Source organism: Allobosea lupini (assembly GCF_900109525.1).
Classification (GTDB): domain Bacteria; phylum Pseudomonadota; class Alphaproteobacteria; order Rhizobiales; family Beijerinckiaceae; genus Allobosea; species Allobosea lupini.
Window position 1 is genome coordinate 69,052 of sequence record NZ_FOAN01000008.1, and the last position, 17,742, is coordinate 86,793.

The following is a 17,742-nucleotide window of genomic DNA, read 5'->3' on the forward strand; positions in this document are numbered from 1 at the left end:
CGGGCGTTAGCGGGCGCAGGACTGCCGTTACCGACAGGCGACGGTCAGGCGCGATCAATCGGTCAGGGGCGGTTCTCCAACGACACCAGCAGCTCGCGCGCGGCCTTCAGATCAGGCATTTCTTCTTCGTCCGCGAAGGACAGGACGACAGGCCTCAGGAGATGACGGGCATCGCCGAGGCGATGCTGCGTCGCCCAATGCCCTGCTAGGTCCGTGGCTGCGCGCAACTCCCAGACGCCCGAGCCTTGGGAGCGGCTCAGTTCAAGCGCCGCGTTCAAGCACCGCTCGCCTTCTGCGAAGTCCTGTTGCTCGCTCAGGAGAATGTTGCCCTTGATGCGCATGGCTTCCGGTAAGAAGCTACGCTGCCCGCTCGTCTCGATCTGCCGAAGCGTCTCATCGATAACCGCGAGAGCCTCTCCGGCCCGGCAGCTCTGTAAAAGTCCTCGCGCGAGCGCGCATCTCAGCCGGACGGTGAACAGGCGGAAGCGGGCCGCATCGAGCCTACCTAATTGGGTCGTTAACTCGGTGACGCCGTAGTTCAGGTCGCCGCGCCCAATCGCCAGCTCAGCTCGGAATGCGCGCCCCAGGTCCAGGTATGGTTGCAACGAGTTCAGTTCGGCACGCGACACGAACCAATTGAGATGGCTCTCCGCTGCTTCAACCGCTCCGACTAACAGCAAAGCCGCCGTCGAATTGATCGTCGTGGCGAGGGACATCGGGTGATCCTTTGCGATCGCATCGCGAAACGCGCCATCGACGGCTTCGCGCATCGCCTTAGTCCGTCCGCCCAGACTAAGCGCCATGATGTGCGCCAGGCGATTCCAGCGATAGGCGTCGAAGCCGAAATGGATCGACCAGCCATCGACCGTGGCGGGTGCGTCGGCAATTGCGCGATCGAGCTTCTCCAGGCCGGCCCCGACCTCTCCCGTGACGGTGAGGCAAATCCCCATCAGCGTGAAGGACAGCGCGCTGGCACCGGGTTCGCCGAGCGTTTCGGCGATGTCCACGCTTCGGCGCGCGTGCTGCATGCACATCCGAATATCGCCGCAGCGGAAATGATAGAAGAAGAGCGGGCCGAGCAGGCGCGCCTCGCTGAGCCGGTCGCCGTTGGCGGCCGCGATCCAGACGGCACGCTCCAGTGCGGCGCGCGGGGCCTCGCCATGTCCGCTCGTATACATGAGCGACAGGCCCAGATGGGCCTGAAGTTGCATCTCCTCCAGACCGCCGCCGCTGGTCGCGTCCAGCGCTTGGATAGCACGCTGCGACCAACGCTGGCACTCCGGCAGCAGCGACATGGCGAGGAAAACCGGCGTCGCCGCAGCAGCAAGCGCGATGCCTCCCGGCACGTCCCCGTCCTCGCCAAAGCACCATTCCAGAGCGAGCCGGGCGTTGTTGAGACCGGCAAAATAGGGCTGCCGTTCGGCACCGGTCGTGAGGGACCTCCACTCCTCCTCGGTCTGTTGCAACCAGCGGCGATAGTAGCCAGCATGACGCCTCGAAATGGCCGCCTTCTCCGCCCTGTCCAGGGGGATGTCCAAGGCATAGGCGCGGGTCGTATCCAGCAGGCGGTAGCGGGTCATGGCCCCCGTCGGGCGAACCGCGAGAACGGACTTGGCGACGAGACTGTCGATGGCGTTGAACACCGACGCCCGGTCGATCTCGGCGCTGGTGGCGACATCGAGGGCAGCGTCGAGCGTGAAGTTGCCAACGAACACAGCGAGGCGACACAGGACCGAACGCTCGACCTCGGAAAGGAGGCCATAGCTCCAGTCCAGCGTCGCCTGAAGTGTCTTGTGGCGCGGCGGCGCCGTCCGCGAGCCCAACCATAGCCGCGTCAGGCTCTCATTGAGCAGGGAGGCCGTCTGCTGCAGGCCGTGCGACTCGATACGGCGGGCTGCGAGTTCGATCGCGAGCGCAAGACCGTCGAGTTTGCGGCAGATCGCCGCCACGAGCGACGCGCTCTCATCGTCGAGATCGAGCTTGGCTCCGCTGGCCGTCGCACGCTCGATGAAGAGGCGCGTGGCTGGATAGTGCTGGAGCGTCTCTGCGGTCAGTTCGGAATCGTCCGGCGGGCAGGCAAGCGCATCCATCCGGTAGACCCGTTCGTCCTCGATGCGGATCGCCTCGCGGCTGGTAGCGAGGATGTGCACACCTGGCGCGCCGTCGAGGATAGCCGCCGCGAGCGACGCCACCGTGTCGAGCAGATGTTCGCACGTATCGAGGACCAGCAGAATGCGCTGTGGGCCAAGGAAGGAGACGAGGGCGGACGTAGCATCTTGGGATTGCACCGGTTGGCCCAGCATCGACGAGAGCGCCGTGGCGACGAGGTTTGCGTCGGTCAACATCGCCAGATCGACGAAGACCGTCGCGCCGCCGAAAGCCTCCTTGAGGACATGAGCGACAGCGACCGCAACCGTCGTCTTGCCGACACCACCGGGCCCGAGGATGGTCACGAAACGCGACTGGGTGAGTTCTGCCGCAATAGTCTCGACATCCCGGTCCCGGCCGATCATGCGGCTGAGGCGAACAGGCAGGTTGGCGTGCTGCGCCCCCGTCGTCAGTAGCGGCGAAGCGACCTTGGCGCCCTCGTCATGCACCGGCGCAACGAAGCAGTAGCCTTGGCCCGCCAGTGTCGTAATATAGCGGGCGCCATCCTGACCATCTCCGAGCGCCTTGCGCAGGCCCGCCATGTGAAAGCGCAGGCTGCCTTCTTCCACGGTGACGTCCGGCCAGACACGTGCCAGTAGTTCGCGCTTGCCGAGAACCTGGTTCGGCTTGGACGTCAGGACTATCAGAAGATCGAGCGCTCGGGCGCCGAGTTCGATCGGCACGCCGTGCCGCGTCAGCAATCGTTCATTCGCCGTCAGGATAAACGGCCCGAACGTCCGCCGACCGTTGGTCAGGTCTGATCCGCCGTTCATCAGCCTGTGGCTCTAACTGGTTGGATACTGCCGACACGGTACCCGAGAAGCTGCTCATGTGCCACTCAACCGCGCCACAGCGTGGATCTTATGCAACCCGGTCTACGATGAATTTGGCGGGCTCAATGCTCCGAGAAGCGTCGAACGCTGGTTTCGGCGAGATGCGCCATCGGCGGACATTGGATTGAGGCCCACAAGCGGACGTCGGTGCGGCAGTCCTCGGCGTCAACCGGATTTCCACTGCTCGGCGCTGCTTGAGAGGCTCAGCACGCCACCCTGCCAGTGCGCGGCGACAGGTTTGGAGAGCCCTTAAACGCCGCGCTGAGCGCGTTCGAACGAGCCACAGGGCCGAAGGAAGCTTGAGATGCTGCTTCTTCCTCCGGCCCATATCGGCCTGTCAGAAAATCGAACCCGTCGGCAGGCCTAGCGCCATCGCGCCGGCATAGCGTGCCTGTGGGCTGGCCTGGAGCGGGTGAAAACGCGCACCTTGGATGTCGCGGAAGCGCCGCTCCAGTCCCGTCGCCCGGTAGAACGACGCGCCGCCTGCCAGCTCCATCGCCAAATCGACTGTTGCTATCGCGTGACGGGCAACCAGGGTGCGCCCGATCATGACCTCGTTGACCGTATCGGCACAGGGCGCGTTACGCGCCACGATTTCCAGCATCCAACGGTGTGCGAGCTGCGCGGTACGCAGTTCGGTGTCCATGCGTCCGGCCAGCGACGGGTCGGATGCCTGCTTCTTCTTCGCGATCTCGATAGCGATGTCGCGGGCGCTCTCGGCTACTCCGAGGTAGACTGCATAGATCAGAGGGAAAGCGATGGTCGCAATTGTCTCGAAAACCGGGTGCCACTCGCCAGCCTTGCGCGAAAACGCGACATTCGCGGCGGGAATAAAGAGATTCTCGATCACGACGTCGTTCGACGCGGTGCCACGCATGCCCAGCGTGCGCCAGGTGTTCTCAATGCGCACCGCCGAGGACTTCATCGGCGCACCGAAGTGGATGACCGACCGGTTCCCGTCTTCTCCTTCATGGATCGCTCCGGTCATGAGGATATCGCCGGCTTCGGCGCCGGAGGTGAACACTTTCCGGGCGGTGATACGGTAGCCTTCGCCGTCCTTCTCAGCCTTGCCCGACCCGCCGATCCAGTCCGAGCCGCCGGACGACAACAAAATGATTCTCTCCGCGGCGACCCGTTTCAGCAGGGGCTCCACAGCAGCGATCTTCTGGTACCGCCAACGCCAAGCGGGGATGGCGACCTGATGGGTGTGCATGGAAAACGCCAGCGCCGTGGAACCGCACGCCCTTGCGAGCACGCGCAGCATCTCGGCGAGCTCGGATATCTCGGCGCCGCCGCCGCCGAGTTCCCGCGGGACGCCTGCCTCAACGAGGCCCGCCTCCTTCATCAAGGAATAGTTCTCGCTGACGAAACGGTCATTCTGGTCGATCTCGGCGGCACGCGCGGCGAGTTGCGGCGCAAGATGGCGCGCCGTTTCCACGACACTGGCGGGAGAGGCAGTGCCTCCGACGAATGACGGGGCCAAGGCTTTCGAAGCAGTGATCGTCGACATGGTGTCCTCCATTCCTGCGAGGCAGAAGGATCACCGCTGAGGTTCCGAGCTTCCAGTTCAGCAACTGAACTGCTGGCGTTTTCCGTGTGACCCCGATCTGGTACCATTCGCCAAAAGAAAAACGGGGTTCGCCATGAACAATCGCGGTGGCTATGGCCAGTTTTGCCCGGTGTCGATGGCCTCGGAGATATTGTGCAGTCGATGGACGACGCTGGTCGTGCGGGAACTGCTCTGCGGCAGCACCCGATTCAATGATCTACGGCGCGGCTTGCCGAAGATGTCGCCTGCGTTGCTCTCGAAACGGCTCAAGGAATTGCAGCAGGCCGGGGTCATTACCGTATCGCGCAAGACGAAGGGTTCGGTTGAATATCACCTTTCCGAGGCGGGCGAGGAACTGAGATCGTTGATCATGGGCCTCGGCAACTGGGCGCAGCACTGGATGGAATCGCGGCTTTCGCTCAAGAACCTCGACCCTTCATTGCTGATGTGGGACATGCGCCGGAGTCTCAACGTCAAGCTCCTACCGGGCCATCGCTGCACGATACAGTTTCTGTATCCCGAACTTCCGGGGTCACAAAAGCGGTGGTGGCTGGTGGTGGCCGACGGTGCGGTCGATCTTTGCAATTTCGATCCCGGCCATCAGCTCGATCTGCTGGTCACGAGTTCCCTGCGCACGATGACGGCGATCTGGATGGGACTGACGACGATCAAGAAAGAGTCCGACACCGGTCAATTGGAGATTGACGGCGATCAGGCGCTGGCTTGCTCCATGCAACAATGGCTCGGGCTCAGCGCCTTTGCCTTCGAACCGCGTCGGGTGCAGTGACGGACGCGACGATCATGCGCGAGGTTTGGTGAAAGGAAGGCTGCTTCTGGCGCCAGTAGCGGACTCTAGCTCTCTCCCAGAAGCAGACCTCCTGAACGCGGTCGCGGCCCGATCGGAAGCGATCGATCTCGAACGTGTCTTTATAACCTAGCCGGAAGAGTTGCCAGATCTGGAGGAAAGCTAAACGGCGGTTTCGGGCAGCTGGGTAAATGAAGGTTGTCCAAGCCATCGTTGAACACAGGATATCGGGCAAATCGATCTCGATCTTTCAGCATTTCGAAAGCGCGCCGCCATACATTGATCGACCGTTAGCTGGGCGAGAGGCCGACGCTTGACCACTCAGTGCATCACTCGATCTTTCCCCGTGGATAGTGCTCTATTGAACGCTGTCCTGGAGCATGTGGAACAAGGAATTCTGATGGTCGATGCAAACGGCTATGTGGCCGTCTGCAATCAGCGCGCGATCGATCTGCTTGGCCTGCCACCCGACCTGATGCGTTCCAATCCATCTTTCGAGACGGTGAAGAGATGGCAGATGGAACAAGGTGAATTTGGCACTGTCACAGAAAATCTCCTTCGGGCCATCAAATATGAAGGGATACACGTAGAAATCCTGGACTACGATAGGCAGAGACCAGACGGCACGGTGCTGGAAGTTCGAACCAACCGCCTCCCCAATGGCGGAATGGTGCGCACTTTTACTGACATAACTGTACGAAAAGCGGCCGAGAACGCGATCCGGGTGAGCGAGGAGCGCCTGCGGCTGGCTTTGCAGGCGAGCAAGATGGCTGCCTGGGAGCTGGATCTCGAGACGCAGTGGGTCGATCGCTCCGAAAATTCCATGGTGCTGCTCGGCATTTCCTCGGGACCTGCAGGTGATTTCATCAACAGGGTCCATCCCGACGACCGAGAAATAGTGACCGCCTTCTGGAGCACTGTCAGGTCGAATGGCAGTGGCGCGGCCGAAGTGCGCTACCTTTCTCCTGACGGCTCGCAAACGTGGCTCGCTCTCAGGGCCGAGCGAAAGGACGATAATCGACTCATCGGACTGACCTTCGACATCGCAGATCGGAAAGCGGCCGAAGAAGCCATCTGGCGCACCGCCAATCACGACCCTCTAACGGGCCTGGCGAACCGGGCGCTCTTCCAGGCACGCCTCAACGAGGCGCTGATAGATGCCGGAATCTCTGGGGCCAGCGTGGGGTTGTTACTGCTGGACCTCGACGACTTCAAGGACGTCAATGACACGCTCGGCCATGCGGTTGGAGACCTCCTCCTCCAGGAGGCGGCCCTTCGGCTCAAAAGCTTTGTCGGAGAAGGCGATACCGTGGCACGCCTGGGAGGCGACGAGTTTGCCATCATACTCGCCAATATTTCAGCGGGAAGTGAAGCAACTGCCGTTGCTACGAAAATCGTAGATGGTCTCTGTGCTCCCTTCCAGCACGAAGGACGAGCTCTTTCCACAACGGTCAGCATCGGGCTGGCAACCTTCCCTGAGCATCACCGCGATCCAGTCGAGCTGATGAAGGACGCCGACATCGCGCTCTATCGCGCGAAGGAGCAGGGGCGCAGCCAAGCGGTTGCTTATACCAGTGCCGCTCGCGAGACGATGGAGCGTCGCGTCACCATCGCACACGACGCCCGCGAAGGGCTCGCAGCACAGCAGTTCGTTCCCTATTACCAACCGAAAGTGTCGTTGGTGACAGGCCGGATCGTCGGCTTCGAGGCCCTCGCGCGTTGGAACCACCCGACCAAAGGGCTCCTCACGCCTGACTATTTTGGCTCGATGTTCGCCGAGCAGGCCATTTCGATTGCTCTGGGCGAACAGATGATCCGCCAGGTCGCGGCCGATGTTCGATCATGGCTGAATCAGGGTCTCGAATGCGGTCGCGTGGCCGTCAATCTGTCTTCCGCCGAGATTTCCGACCCGAGACTCGCCGACAGGATTATCCGCATACTGGAGGATACACGTGTCGCCTCGGCGCACTTTGAAGTCGAAGTGACGGAAACAGCTTTCCTCGGGCGCAGAACCGCGACGGCGTCCTCCATCCTGAACAAGTTGCACGAGGCCGGCGTCTCCATCGCATTGGATGATTTCGGTACGGGCTTTGCGTCGCTTCTCCATCTGAAGCAGTTCCCCGTGGACCACATCAAGATCGACCAGAGTTTCGTGCGGAACCTGATCAGCGACGACAGCGATGCTGCAATTGTCGCCGCCATCGTAAGCCTTGGTCACGCTATGGGAATGCATACGACCGCGGAAGGGGTAGAAAGTTCCCAACAGGCCGCACGTCTGCGAGAAGCAGGGTGCGATTCTGCTCAGGGCTATTTTTATGGGAAGCCGCTGCGCGGGGAGAAGGTGCCGAAGACCATTCAGAGTTGGTTCGCAACAGGCAAGCCAGAGCTTTGAGGCCGGAGGTAGGAAGCCAGGGAAACGTGAAAGGGTATTGCAAGTTTACCGTTATTCGCCATCCGCCCGGCTCCAAATCACCGATTGTGCGCGCCATAATTAGCCGCAGGCTAAACTTGCGCCATTTGCGGACATTGGCTGGTTGCCCGAAAGCGGACGTGCGTCCGGGTCGCCAATATATGACCTGCGCCATGCCGACGCGACACATGCCGACGCGGGATCTGTTCAAAGGACCCAAGTGGCTTTTGCTTCGCTTGCAGATCCGCGCCGCCTGAGAGCCATACAAGCAATAGCTCAGATGCAGGCCACTCTCTCGCTGTGCAGGAGGTGCTGGAGACGGGCACGCGCCGTTGCAAGCTGAGCGTAGTCGGTCGTCTCGCTGAACTTCGCACAGCTCGCCGCCAGCAAGTCGGCCGCCTCTGTACAACGATGATCGTCTTCGAGAAACTCCGAAAGGATCGCCGCGGCGCGAAGCTCGAGCGTCAGCGCACCGATCTCCAGGGCCTTGTCGATGGCCAGTCTCAACAATCTTTCCGCTTCATCCGGGCCGCCGGTGGCGAACGCGATCAGGCCGCTTATCCGCAATATCTCCGGCACGCACCAGTTTGCGGTCTGTGCCTGCGCTAGCCGGCCGGCTTCCTCGATGGCCTCTTTCGCCTCGTCGATGGCGCCCGCTCCGAGTAGGGCTTCCGCGACCATGCTGTAATGCATCGGAGCACGCAGAAGGTTCCGTGCGGCGATCAAGTCTTCAAGCCGCGCCTTCATTTCAGTGGCTGCGCCGGCCTCTCTCCGTTTTGCGCGCAAGGCGCTTCTGAAGAAGCGGCACACCTCTCGCCAGATGCCGATGTCCTGATGCCGGCCATTCTCCTCGAGCATAGCGAGAAACTTCGCGGCACTTTCGAGATCGTCGGTCCAGAGCGAAATGGGGATTGCGCACACGGCAAGCACATTCGATTGCGAGACGACATGCCCTGTTGCCTCGGCGCGCTCGACCGCAGCTTGAGCGACATGCATTGCGCGGTCCGGTTCCCCCGAAATCCAGAAGGCGATCGCGAGTGAGCATTTGACATGGGCGTCGCGCTCCGCCTGGAAGCGAGTCAGGCGGACCGGCTCCCTGGAACGGTGTTGGGTGGCCGCGAGCTTCTCGAGCCTCTGACGCGCGCTTGAGATCTTTCCAATGTAGATTTCGGCCATTCCCATCATGCGGTTCCCCTCCGCAAGGGCCGGCCAATCGGATTCCGCTTCGGCGATAGCCATGAACTGGCAGAGCTTGTCGACGGCCTCCAGTGGTCTGCCGACATAGATCAAATATGCAGCCAAGCCCCAGAGACCGTGGAGCTGGTACTCGGCATTCTTCGTCTTCACACCGAGCAGATAGCATTCCTCCCAGACCCCCTCGATCGCAGGAGCCAAGTGCTGGGCAAAGCTCATCCCCGATGCGCGAGCGGCGACTAGCTTCATGACGAGATCGGCGGGGCAGTCGGTCAAGTCATGAACCACTGACAAGGCGCGCTCGATCCTCGACAGCATTTCGCTGACGGATGACATCTCCATCCAAAGCGGGATCGCCGCGACCGTCAGCCTGATACCGAGGACGCGATCGTCGGCGGGTCCGAAAGCCCAAGCGAGCGCGTTTCTCAGATCATCGATGCGGCTGGCGTATTCGGCCATCCAATCCGACTTCGCACGCAATGCACGCTCTTCCGCAGCCCTTTCATAAAGATCGAGAATGTGCCGAGCGTGGTGCAGAAGAGCTCTGTGGCGTTCGCCAGCATCCATCTGCCTTTCCAGGGCATAGGCACGTGTGCTCTCCAGAAGCCGATAGCTGAACGTCCCATCCTGGTATTCGGCGCTGAGCATCGACTTCTGCGTCAGGCGCTCCAGTGCATCCACTGTCCGTGACGTATCGAGGCCGGCGGCCTTGGACATGGCGACCACGTCGTGGATTCTGAACGCGCCAGCAAACACCGACAGGAATCTGAGGAGCGAAGCCTCGTCCTCCGATAGCAGTCGGTAACTCCAGTCGAGTGTCGCCAGAAGCGTCTGTTGGCGCAACGGGGCGGCGCGGACATCGTTGCTGAGCAACAGGAATCGCTGCTCGATCATGGTCAGCAGTGTCGGCACTCCGAAGGTCGCCGTCTTGCTGGCCGCCAGTTCGATGGCGAGAGCGATGCCGTCCAGACGTTGGCAAATCGCCGACACCAGCGGCGCATCCCCATCGCTCAGAACATAGGTCCCACGTTCCTGCGCCCGGGCGACGAACAACTGCACCGAAGCGAAGGTCAAAGCTTGCTTCGCTGTTTTGACGATACCTGTCGCCGGCACATCCAGCGTCGGCAATCGATAGATCCGCTCCGAACCGATCCGGAAAGGCTCGCGACTGGTCGCCAGGATTCTGATGGTTGGAACTTTGTTCAGGAGGCGGTCGGCGATCGCCGCGATGGTCGACAGAAGGTGCTCGCAATTGTCGATGACGAGAAGAACACTTTTGCCGTGCAGGGCTTCGATGATATCCGAAAGAAGATCTTCCGAGCGCTGCCTTGCCGATACGCTCGCTGCTATCGCGGCAATCGCGTATTGCGGATCGCCAACGCAGGTCAAATCGATAAAGTAAACCCCATCTGCATGTTTCGGCAGTTCTTGATGCGCGACCGCGATAGCGACCGTCGTCTTTCCCACGCCGCCCGGGCCAATGATGGAAACGCAGCGCGCCTCGGCCAGCATCGACGCGATGCGCGATATCTCCTGGTCTCTGCCCAGCGTAAGGGAACGGCTTGGAAGCGTTCTCGACTTTGTATCGGCCTGCTGGACGGCTAGGGTTTGGTCGTCATCGACTTCGACGGGGGCAACGAAACGATAGCCGCGGCCGGCCACGGTCGCGATGTAGGTTTCACCGGAGTCGGAAGCGAGCGTCCGGCGCAGCGACGCGATGTTGACCTTGAGATTGTCCTCATGAACGAAAGTGTCCGGCCAGCAGTAATCGATGAGCTCCTTCTTGCCGACGATCTCTCCGGACCGGCCGACGAGCATGGTGAGGATGTCGAGCGCTCTACCGCCTATCCGGACGGGCGCTCCGTCACGCAGCATGAGTTGACGCTTCGGTAGAAGGCGAAATGGTCCAAATCGGTAGGCGCGATGGTCTGGGTTTGGAGGATCAGCCGGCATGTCTGCGATCGCCCCGTGCAAAGTTCGGCCCAGCATCTTCCAGCTGCGCCATCCAATCCATGGCTATTCCGCTACGCGCTTCCCGTAAGTCAGGATGGCCGATCGACCTCCCTGTTGCAAGGCTGGAGGGCCGCCTGATAGCGATATCGAGGGCAAGACTTGACCATGGCTTTTACCGGAATTTACCGTCTTTTACCCCGGCCACCACATGCTGACGCCAGTTCCGGTCCATTCTTGCGAGTCTCGGTTGAAATGGTGACGGCGGCATCCGCCCTAGCGCTGAGGTCCAGATGACGACACGTAGAGCCGTTTTGAAGGGTGCGGTGAGCTCCACGATACTCGGCCTGGCAAGCTGGGACGTATCAGCTCAATCGGGCGCGCGGTTCGTGTATGCGAACAACTCCCCTTACGACAACCTTGACCCGCACACCGTTTTCGACGTCTCGCGCGCTGCCACGCGCCTCAATCTCTATGATGGCCTGTATCGCTGGGTGGATAACCCACCGAAATTGGTCCCTTGGCTGGCGGCGAGCCATACGGTCTCCGAGGACGGCAAGGTCTACAGTTTCAAACTCCGAAGCGAGGCCAGATTCCACGACGGCAAGCCCGTAACCTCGGCCGATGTCGTCTATTCGATCGAGCGGATCATCGCGTTGAGAAAGGGACCGGCAAGTCACTATCTCGATGTCATCAAACCCGGGTCGACGCAGGCTCCCGACCCGGCAACTGTCGTGTTCAACCTCGTCCAGCCCTATGCGATCTTCCTGGCGACGGTCCCCGATATGCTGATCGTCAACAGTGCGCTGGTGAAGGCCAACGAGCAGGATGGCGATTGGGGCGAATCCTGGCTCGCCCGTAATGATGCGGGATCGGGATCCTATGTGCTGCGCCGCCACGACCCGGCCGTGGGCTGGATAGGCCGTCGTTTCAACGACCACTTCGCTGGCTGGACTGGCCAGCCCATCGACGAGATCGAGTTCCGGACGGTGCTCGACACCAGTACCCGCGTCCTGGGTCTCATTCGCGGCGAATTCCATGGGGCGGACGGCTATATGCCATACGACCAGATCGAACGCCTGCGCCGGTCGCCGAACGTGCAGGTCATCGAGCAGGAGGCTATGCGGGTGTTCGGGCTCGCTCTGAACAACCGCAAGTCATTGATGAATAACGTGCATTTCCGGCGCGCAATTGCCCATGCCTTCGACTATGACGGATTCATCAAAAACATCCTCAAGGACTCCGTCTCGCGCAATCCGGGTCCCAACCCGAATACGATCTGGGGGACGCCGGCCGGCTTGAGAGGATACGACTATGATCTCGACAAGGCGCGCGCAGAACTCGCGAAAGTTGGCGAACCTCTGCGGGTGATCGGCATCAACGCTCTCGCCGGCTTCAGCGACTCAGAGCAAGCGGCGATCCTGCTCCAGAACGCCTTGCGCCAGATCGGCGTCGAAGCTGTGGTGGAGCTGTCTCCCTGGACCGTCGTTCTCAGCCGCATGAGCAAGCCCGAGACGCGAGCCGACATCATCCCGGTCTGGAGGAGCAGTTTCTACATCGATCCCAACAATTGGGTGGGCGAGCTGTTCGGCACGCGCTATCATGACTCGCGCAGCTTCTCTTTGTACAGCAACCCCGAGTTCGACAGACGCCTCGATCAGGCGCTGATCTCGCGCGATCACGAAGAGCGTAGAAAGCTCTACGAGGAAATGACGCAAATGGTCATGGACGATGCGGCCAGCGTCTTCATTTACAATACCCGCTGGTATGGCCCCTACTCGCGCAAGGTGAAGGATATCCGTTTCTCGCCTGTGAATCACGGGCAGGATATGCGTTGGGTTTCGATGAGCCGATAGCGGACGACCGGGCCGGAGACAGCAGCGTGAACTGGCTCTCCATGATAGCGAACAGGCTGCTCTGGTTCGTCCCCACGCTCTTGGGGCTGCTCGCCATCGTATTCGTGCTCTCGCGCGTGGTCCCGGTCGACCCGGCACATCTGGCGGCCGGGGAGCAGGCCTCGTCCGAGCAAGTCCAGCGGGTTCGGGCGCGCTTCGGCTTCGACAAGCCGCTACCGGTTCAGTTCATCAACTATCTGCGTGACGTTGCGACCGGCGATCTCGGGACGAGCCATTACACGCAGCGACCGATCGTGGACGACCTCGCTTCGCGGTTGCCGGCGACCCTGGAGCTGATCCTCACCGCGTTGCTGCTTGCGGCGCTGCTCGGCATTCCGCTCGGCGTGCTCTGCGGCTTGTATCGCCATTCCTGGCTCGACCACATTCTGCGGGTGATCTCGGTGTCCGGGCTCGCCGTCGCGTCCTTCTGGCTGGCAATGCAGTTGCAGTTGCTGTTCTCCATGCGGCTCGGCTGGCTGCCGCTTGCAGGACGAATCGAGGGTTTCCCGCCCGACATGATCACCGGGTTTCTTCTCCTGGACGCCTTGATCAGTGGCGAAGGCGATCTGTTCGCTTCGGCGCTCCGGCATCTTGCGTTGCCAGCCCTGACGCTCGCTCTGCCGGCCGCTGCCTCCGTGGTTCGCTTCATGCGCAACGGCGTCATCAGCGCCATCCACTCACCCTCCGTAGCTTACCAGACCGCGATGGGTTTTCCACGCTGGCTCATCGTCTGGAAGTATGTCCTGCGGTTGGCCTTAAGCACGACGGTGACGCAGCTCGGCTTGATCTTCGGCTTCCTGCTCGCCGGCACCGTCGTGGTCGAAACCGTATTCGACTGGCCGGGCCTTGGCGGCTACGCGGTCCGCTCTATTCTGCAATCCGACTACAATGCGGTCATGGGTTTCACGCTCTGTACTGGCGCGCTCGTCCTCGTGATCAATCTTTGTGTCGACGTGCTTCAGATCGCGATCGATCCACGCGGTTCGGCATGAGAGAACTGCTCGGACGTTTCTCGCGTGATCGCGCAGCTCTCCTCGGCCTTTGCATCATCGGTCCGCTGGTGCTGGCAGCTATATTCGCGCAGATTCTGGCGCCTTATCCGAACGACGTCATCGACTTCCATCTCGAGCGTCGGCTGCTGCCACCATCTGCCGACGCACTGCTCGGCACGGATCGAATGGGCAGCGACATCTTGAGCCGCCTGCTCTTCGGGGCGCGCACCACCCTGATGCTCGCCGGCGTCACGGTGGGATTGGCGTTGCTGATCGGCGTGCCCGTCGGGCTCGTTGCCGGTTACTACGACAATCGGATGAGCGAAGCTCTGATGCGCATCGCCGAAATCTTCCTGGCGGTGCCGCAGATCGTGCTCGCAATCGCCATCGCACAGACGCTCGGCCCTTCGATCAAGAACGCGATCCTGGCGCTGACGCTGACCTATTGGCCGTTTTGGGCGCGGCTTGTCTATGCCGAGACACGATCGATGCGGAACGAGGTCTTCGTCGAATCGGCGGTCGCTCTCGGCGCATCGCCGTGGCGGGTCATCGTACTGCATATTCTGCCCGCGATCGCTTCACCGATCATTGTGCGTACATCGATCGGCATGGGCGCCACGATCCTGACCGCCGCGACATTGGGGTTCCTTGGACTTGGCCCGCCGCCGACCGCCCCGGAATGGGGCCGTATGATCGCTGAAAGCCGCGAGCACCTGCCCGAGGCATGGTGGTATGCGCTGGCGCCGGGTGTCGCTATCTTCCTGACAGTGCTCGGTTTCAACCTGGTCGGCGACGGGCTGCGCGACATCCTCGATCCCCGATTGCGACGCGGTCCATAGGACGATGACGGCGATCCTGGATATCGGCGAGTTCTCGCTCTCCTTCCGGACCGCAACGGGCACGGCCCATGTACTCGACCGCATCGATCTCGCGGTCCGGCCGGGTGAGATCGTCGGTCTCGTCGGTGAATCCGGCTGTGGCAAGACCACGATCATCCGCGCCATTCTCGGCACCTTGCCGGAACGCACGGCGCAAATCGGAGGCGGCCGCATCCTTCTCGATGGCGTCGACATGATCGGCGGCGGCAAGGCCGCGCAGTCCATGCGTGGCCGGGACGTGACCTTCGTGCCGCAAGATCCATTTGCGAGTTTCAACCCGCTCTTCCGTATCGGTACGCAGATCCGCGACCTGATGCGCTGGCGGGCGCCTGGCCCGAACGGCTCGCGGTCCGGTCGCTCACCACAGATCGTCGAAGCGGCGGTGTCCGCAATGCTCGATGCCGTGCAACTGCCCCCGGCCATCCTCGCGAAGTATCCGCATGAGCTTTCCGGCGGCCAGCGCCAGCGCGTGTTGATCGCGATGGCACTGCTGCCGCAGCCTCGCATCATCATCGCGGACGAACCCACGACAGCGCTTGACGTCATCCTGCAGGCCCAGATCCTCAGCCTTCTGCGGCGGCTTGCCGTCGAACGCGGGGTCTCCGTGCTCTTCGCTACCCACGACCTCGCGGCAGCCTGGGAGATATGCGACCGCATCACGGTCATGTACGCTGGCCAGATCGTCGAGGTCGGGCCGCGCGAAACCTTTTTCAACAAGCCGCACCATCCCTATACGCGCATGCTGCTTGCCAGCCTGCCCGAGCCCGGCCGCGATCCGCGAGTCATCCCAGGCGGCGTGCCGAACCCGCTCCACCCTCCTGAAGGGTGCCGGTTCAACCCCCGTTGTCCTAACGTCAGCGCGACCTGTGCTGAAACCCGCCCAAAGCTCTCCACTGCCGGAAGCGATCATCTGGTGGCTTGCCATCACCCCGGGGCTTTCGACGTACGGATCGCCCATGCTTGAGCAGTCTTCCTCTCCGTTGCTCGAGGTGAGCCATCTTGCACGGCATTTTCCGGTGCGCGGCTTTCTGAACCGCCGCGTAGCGACGCTGAGGGCTCTGGACGACGTCTCTTTCACGATGACCGAAGGCGAAGTTCTCGGCATCGTCGGCGAAACCGGCTCTGGCAAGTCGACCCTCGGCAAAACCCTCATGGGCATTCACAGACCGACCGGGGGCGAAGTCCGGCTCGGCGGGGAGCAGATCGCCTCTCCCAGCCAGAAGAGGGCGGCGCTCGTACGAGCACGGCTGCAATATGTCTATCAGGACCCCGGAGCCTCGCTCGACCCTCGCTGGACGCTGCGGCGCTCGCTGCATGAGCCTCTGGTAATCCACACGAACTGGTCGCATGCGCAGCGTGAGGCGAAGGTGCGAGAGATCGCCGCCGCGGTCGACCTGCCGCCGACGCATCTCGACCTCTACCCGCACGAGATCAGCGGCGGACAACTGCGGCGCGCGGGCCTGGCTCGCATCCTCGTGCTCAATCCGCAATTGATCATCCTCGACGAGCCGACTGCCGGTCTCGATGTCTCGGTGCAGGCGGCGATCCTCGCTTTGCTGCGTGAACTCAAACGCGAATTCAACCTGACCTACATCCTTATCAGCCACGATCTTGCGGTGGTGCGTTCCTTCAGCGCCCGGGTGGCGGTGATGTATCTCGGACGCATCGTCGAGATCGGTCCGACAGCCGAGGTCTTCGCCGCGCCGCGCCATCCTTACACGCGTTCGCTGCTTGCAGCTGCGCCGCGTATCGGTGGTCCTCGGGTGACGGAAAGCTTCCTGCTGTTGGGGGAGCCTCCCGATCCGTTGCAGCTGCCTTGGGGATGCCGCTTCCGGACACGGTGCTGCCTGGCGATGCCTGAATGTGCGGGCCTTGCCGTCCAACTCGAATATGAGGCCCGGCACGGCGTCGCCTGTCCGCGATGGCGCCAATGGGATATCCGCAACCAAGGCACTCCTCCAAGTCCCGGCACCTCCGTACCGTTCGGGTGACACGAGGGAGGTCGTCTCGCTCAAGCCGATCATGCCCCACCCGGCAAGGGCGCTTCGCGGCTGACAAGGCCCGCTTGACGCAGTTCGTGCCAGAACTCGGTCGGCACCGCTTCGCGTAGCGCAGCGCCATCCTCGGCAATTCGCTTCGGCTGGCTGGCTCCCGGGATGACGGCGGCGACGGCTGGATTGGCTAGGGCGAATTGCAGGCCTGCCGCCTTCATGCTGATCCGGTGACGGTCGGCGATAGCCCTGATCGCGGCGACTCTGTCGAGGATCTGCGGCGTGGCGGGCGCATATTCGAAATTCGGACCGCCAACGAGCGCGCCCGAACTATAGGGGCCGCCGACGACGATGCCGAGATTGCGCTCCGCCACCATCGGCATGACGCGCTGAAGCGCGCGCTCATGGTCGAGCAAGGTGTAACGCCCCGCGAGCAGGAAGCCGTCAGGGCGTGGTCCCTGTAGCGCCAGCAGCAGCTCTATCGGTTCGACGCGATTGACGCCAAGACCCCAGGCCATGATCACGCCCTCGTCCCGCAAGCGATCGAGGGCAGCGAAGGCGCCCTTGCGAGCACTTTCGAACACGGCCAGCCATTCGTCTCCATAGAAGTCCTGCGCCACATCGTGCACCCAGACGATCTCGATCCGGTCGGTCTTGAGGCGCTTCAGGCTGTCTTCGATTGAGCGCAGCGTGGCGTCGTGCGAGTAGTCGTTCACCAGCCTGTTCGGGCGGCCGTGCTTGAAGACGTCGCCCTTCTCGCCGAGGTCGCGCGCGGCGACGTCCTCGATCTCATCGAGGATGATGCGACCGACCTTCGTGCTGATGACGTACTCGCTCCGCGGTTTCGAGGAGAGTGCCTCGCCCATGCGCAGCTCGGCCAGCCCAGCGCCATAAAAGGGCGCATTATCGAAGTAGCGGATGCCGTCTGCCCAGGCGGCCTCGACGGTGGCGAGGGCTTCGGCCTCAGGGATATCCCGGAACATGTTCCCCAGGGGCGCGGCGCCAAAACCTAGACGCCCTGGCAGAATGCCTTTGAGAGTCATCGAGATCATCCTTTCGCGGAAGCGTTTCTGATGTGCTTCACCTTGCCGATTGGA

Annotated in this window: 11 protein-coding genes; 7 read left to right on the forward strand and 4 right to left on the reverse strand. The window is 62.1% G+C overall.

All coding sequences use genetic code 11. The features are described from left to right. Positions 1-62 precede the first annotated feature (62 nt). A complete protein-coding gene (locus BMZ21_RS22210) occupies positions 63-2,921 on the reverse strand; it encodes an ATP-binding protein (protein ID WP_091839739.1) in 2,859 nt (952 codons plus the stop codon). A gap of 397 nt (positions 2,922-3,318) precedes the next feature. Then, entirely contained in the window at positions 3,319-4,491 is a 1,173-nt protein-coding gene (locus BMZ21_RS22215; RefSeq protein ID WP_091840196.1) for an acyl-CoA dehydrogenase family protein, read from the reverse strand. 133 nt (positions 4,492-4,624) lie between these two features. Here BMZ21_RS22215 and BMZ21_RS22220 point away from each other — a divergent pair, with 133 nt between their 5' ends. Together BMZ21_RS22220 and BMZ21_RS22225 are read left to right on the forward strand one after the other, a co-directional pair. Continuing rightward, positions 4,625-5,317 (forward strand): winged helix-turn-helix transcriptional regulator, encoded by a 693-nt coding sequence (locus BMZ21_RS22220; protein ID WP_091839743.1) that lies wholly within the window; start codon positions 4,625-4,627, stop codon positions 5,315-5,317. Positions 5,318-5,696: 379 nt separating this feature from the next. After that, complete coding sequence (locus BMZ21_RS22225; RefSeq protein WP_143079759.1) at positions 5,697-7,727, forward strand: putative bifunctional diguanylate cyclase/phosphodiesterase; 2,031 nt, start codon at positions 5,697-5,699, stop codon at positions 7,725-7,727. 294 nt (positions 7,728-8,021) lie between these two features. Here BMZ21_RS22225 and BMZ21_RS22230 read toward each other — a convergent pair whose 3' ends face one another. Further along, positions 8,022-10,814, reverse strand: coding sequence for an ATP-binding protein (locus BMZ21_RS22230; protein WP_167561714.1), 2,793 nt, complete (start codon positions 10,812-10,814; stop codon positions 8,022-8,024). Between the two features lie 368 nt (positions 10,815-11,182). Here BMZ21_RS22230 and BMZ21_RS22235 point away from each other — a divergent pair, with 368 nt between their 5' ends. The 5 genes from BMZ21_RS22235 to BMZ21_RS22255 are packed head-to-tail and all read left to right on the forward strand — an operon-like array spanning position 11,183 to position 16,645. Further along, positions 11,183-12,745 (forward strand): ABC transporter substrate-binding protein, encoded by a 1,563-nt coding sequence (locus tag BMZ21_RS22235; RefSeq protein ID WP_091839754.1) that lies wholly within the window; start codon positions 11,183-11,185, stop codon positions 12,743-12,745. Next, complete coding sequence (locus tag BMZ21_RS22240) at positions 12,724-13,776, forward strand: ABC transporter permease (protein ID WP_208862345.1); 1,053 nt, start codon at positions 12,724-12,726, stop codon at positions 13,774-13,776. The genes BMZ21_RS22235 and BMZ21_RS22240 overlap by 22 nt, the downstream gene beginning before the upstream one ends. Further along, a complete protein-coding gene (locus BMZ21_RS22245; protein WP_091839757.1) occupies positions 13,773-14,615 on the forward strand; it encodes an ABC transporter permease in 843 nt (280 codons plus the stop codon). The genes BMZ21_RS22240 and BMZ21_RS22245 overlap by 4 nt, the downstream gene beginning before the upstream one ends. Before the next feature lie 4 nt (positions 14,616-14,619). Then, positions 14,620-15,618, forward strand: coding sequence for an ABC transporter ATP-binding protein (locus tag BMZ21_RS22250; protein WP_091839761.1), 999 nt, complete (start codon positions 14,620-14,622; stop codon positions 15,616-15,618). After that, on the forward strand, positions 15,611-16,645 hold the full coding sequence (locus BMZ21_RS22255) for an ABC transporter ATP-binding protein (RefSeq protein ID WP_091839765.1): 1,035 nt from the start codon (positions 15,611-15,613) through the stop codon (positions 16,643-16,645). The genes BMZ21_RS22250 and BMZ21_RS22255 overlap by 8 nt, the downstream gene beginning before the upstream one ends. Before the next feature lie 29 nt (positions 16,646-16,674). Here the strand turns inward: BMZ21_RS22255 and BMZ21_RS22260 are convergent, their stop codons facing one another. Continuing rightward, the gene (locus BMZ21_RS22260; protein WP_091840202.1) at positions 16,675-17,688 is read right to left on the reverse strand and encodes an aldo/keto reductase; all 1,014 of its coding nucleotides are present in this window, start codon (positions 17,686-17,688) and stop codon (positions 16,675-16,677) included. Positions 17,689-17,742 lie beyond the last annotated feature (54 nt).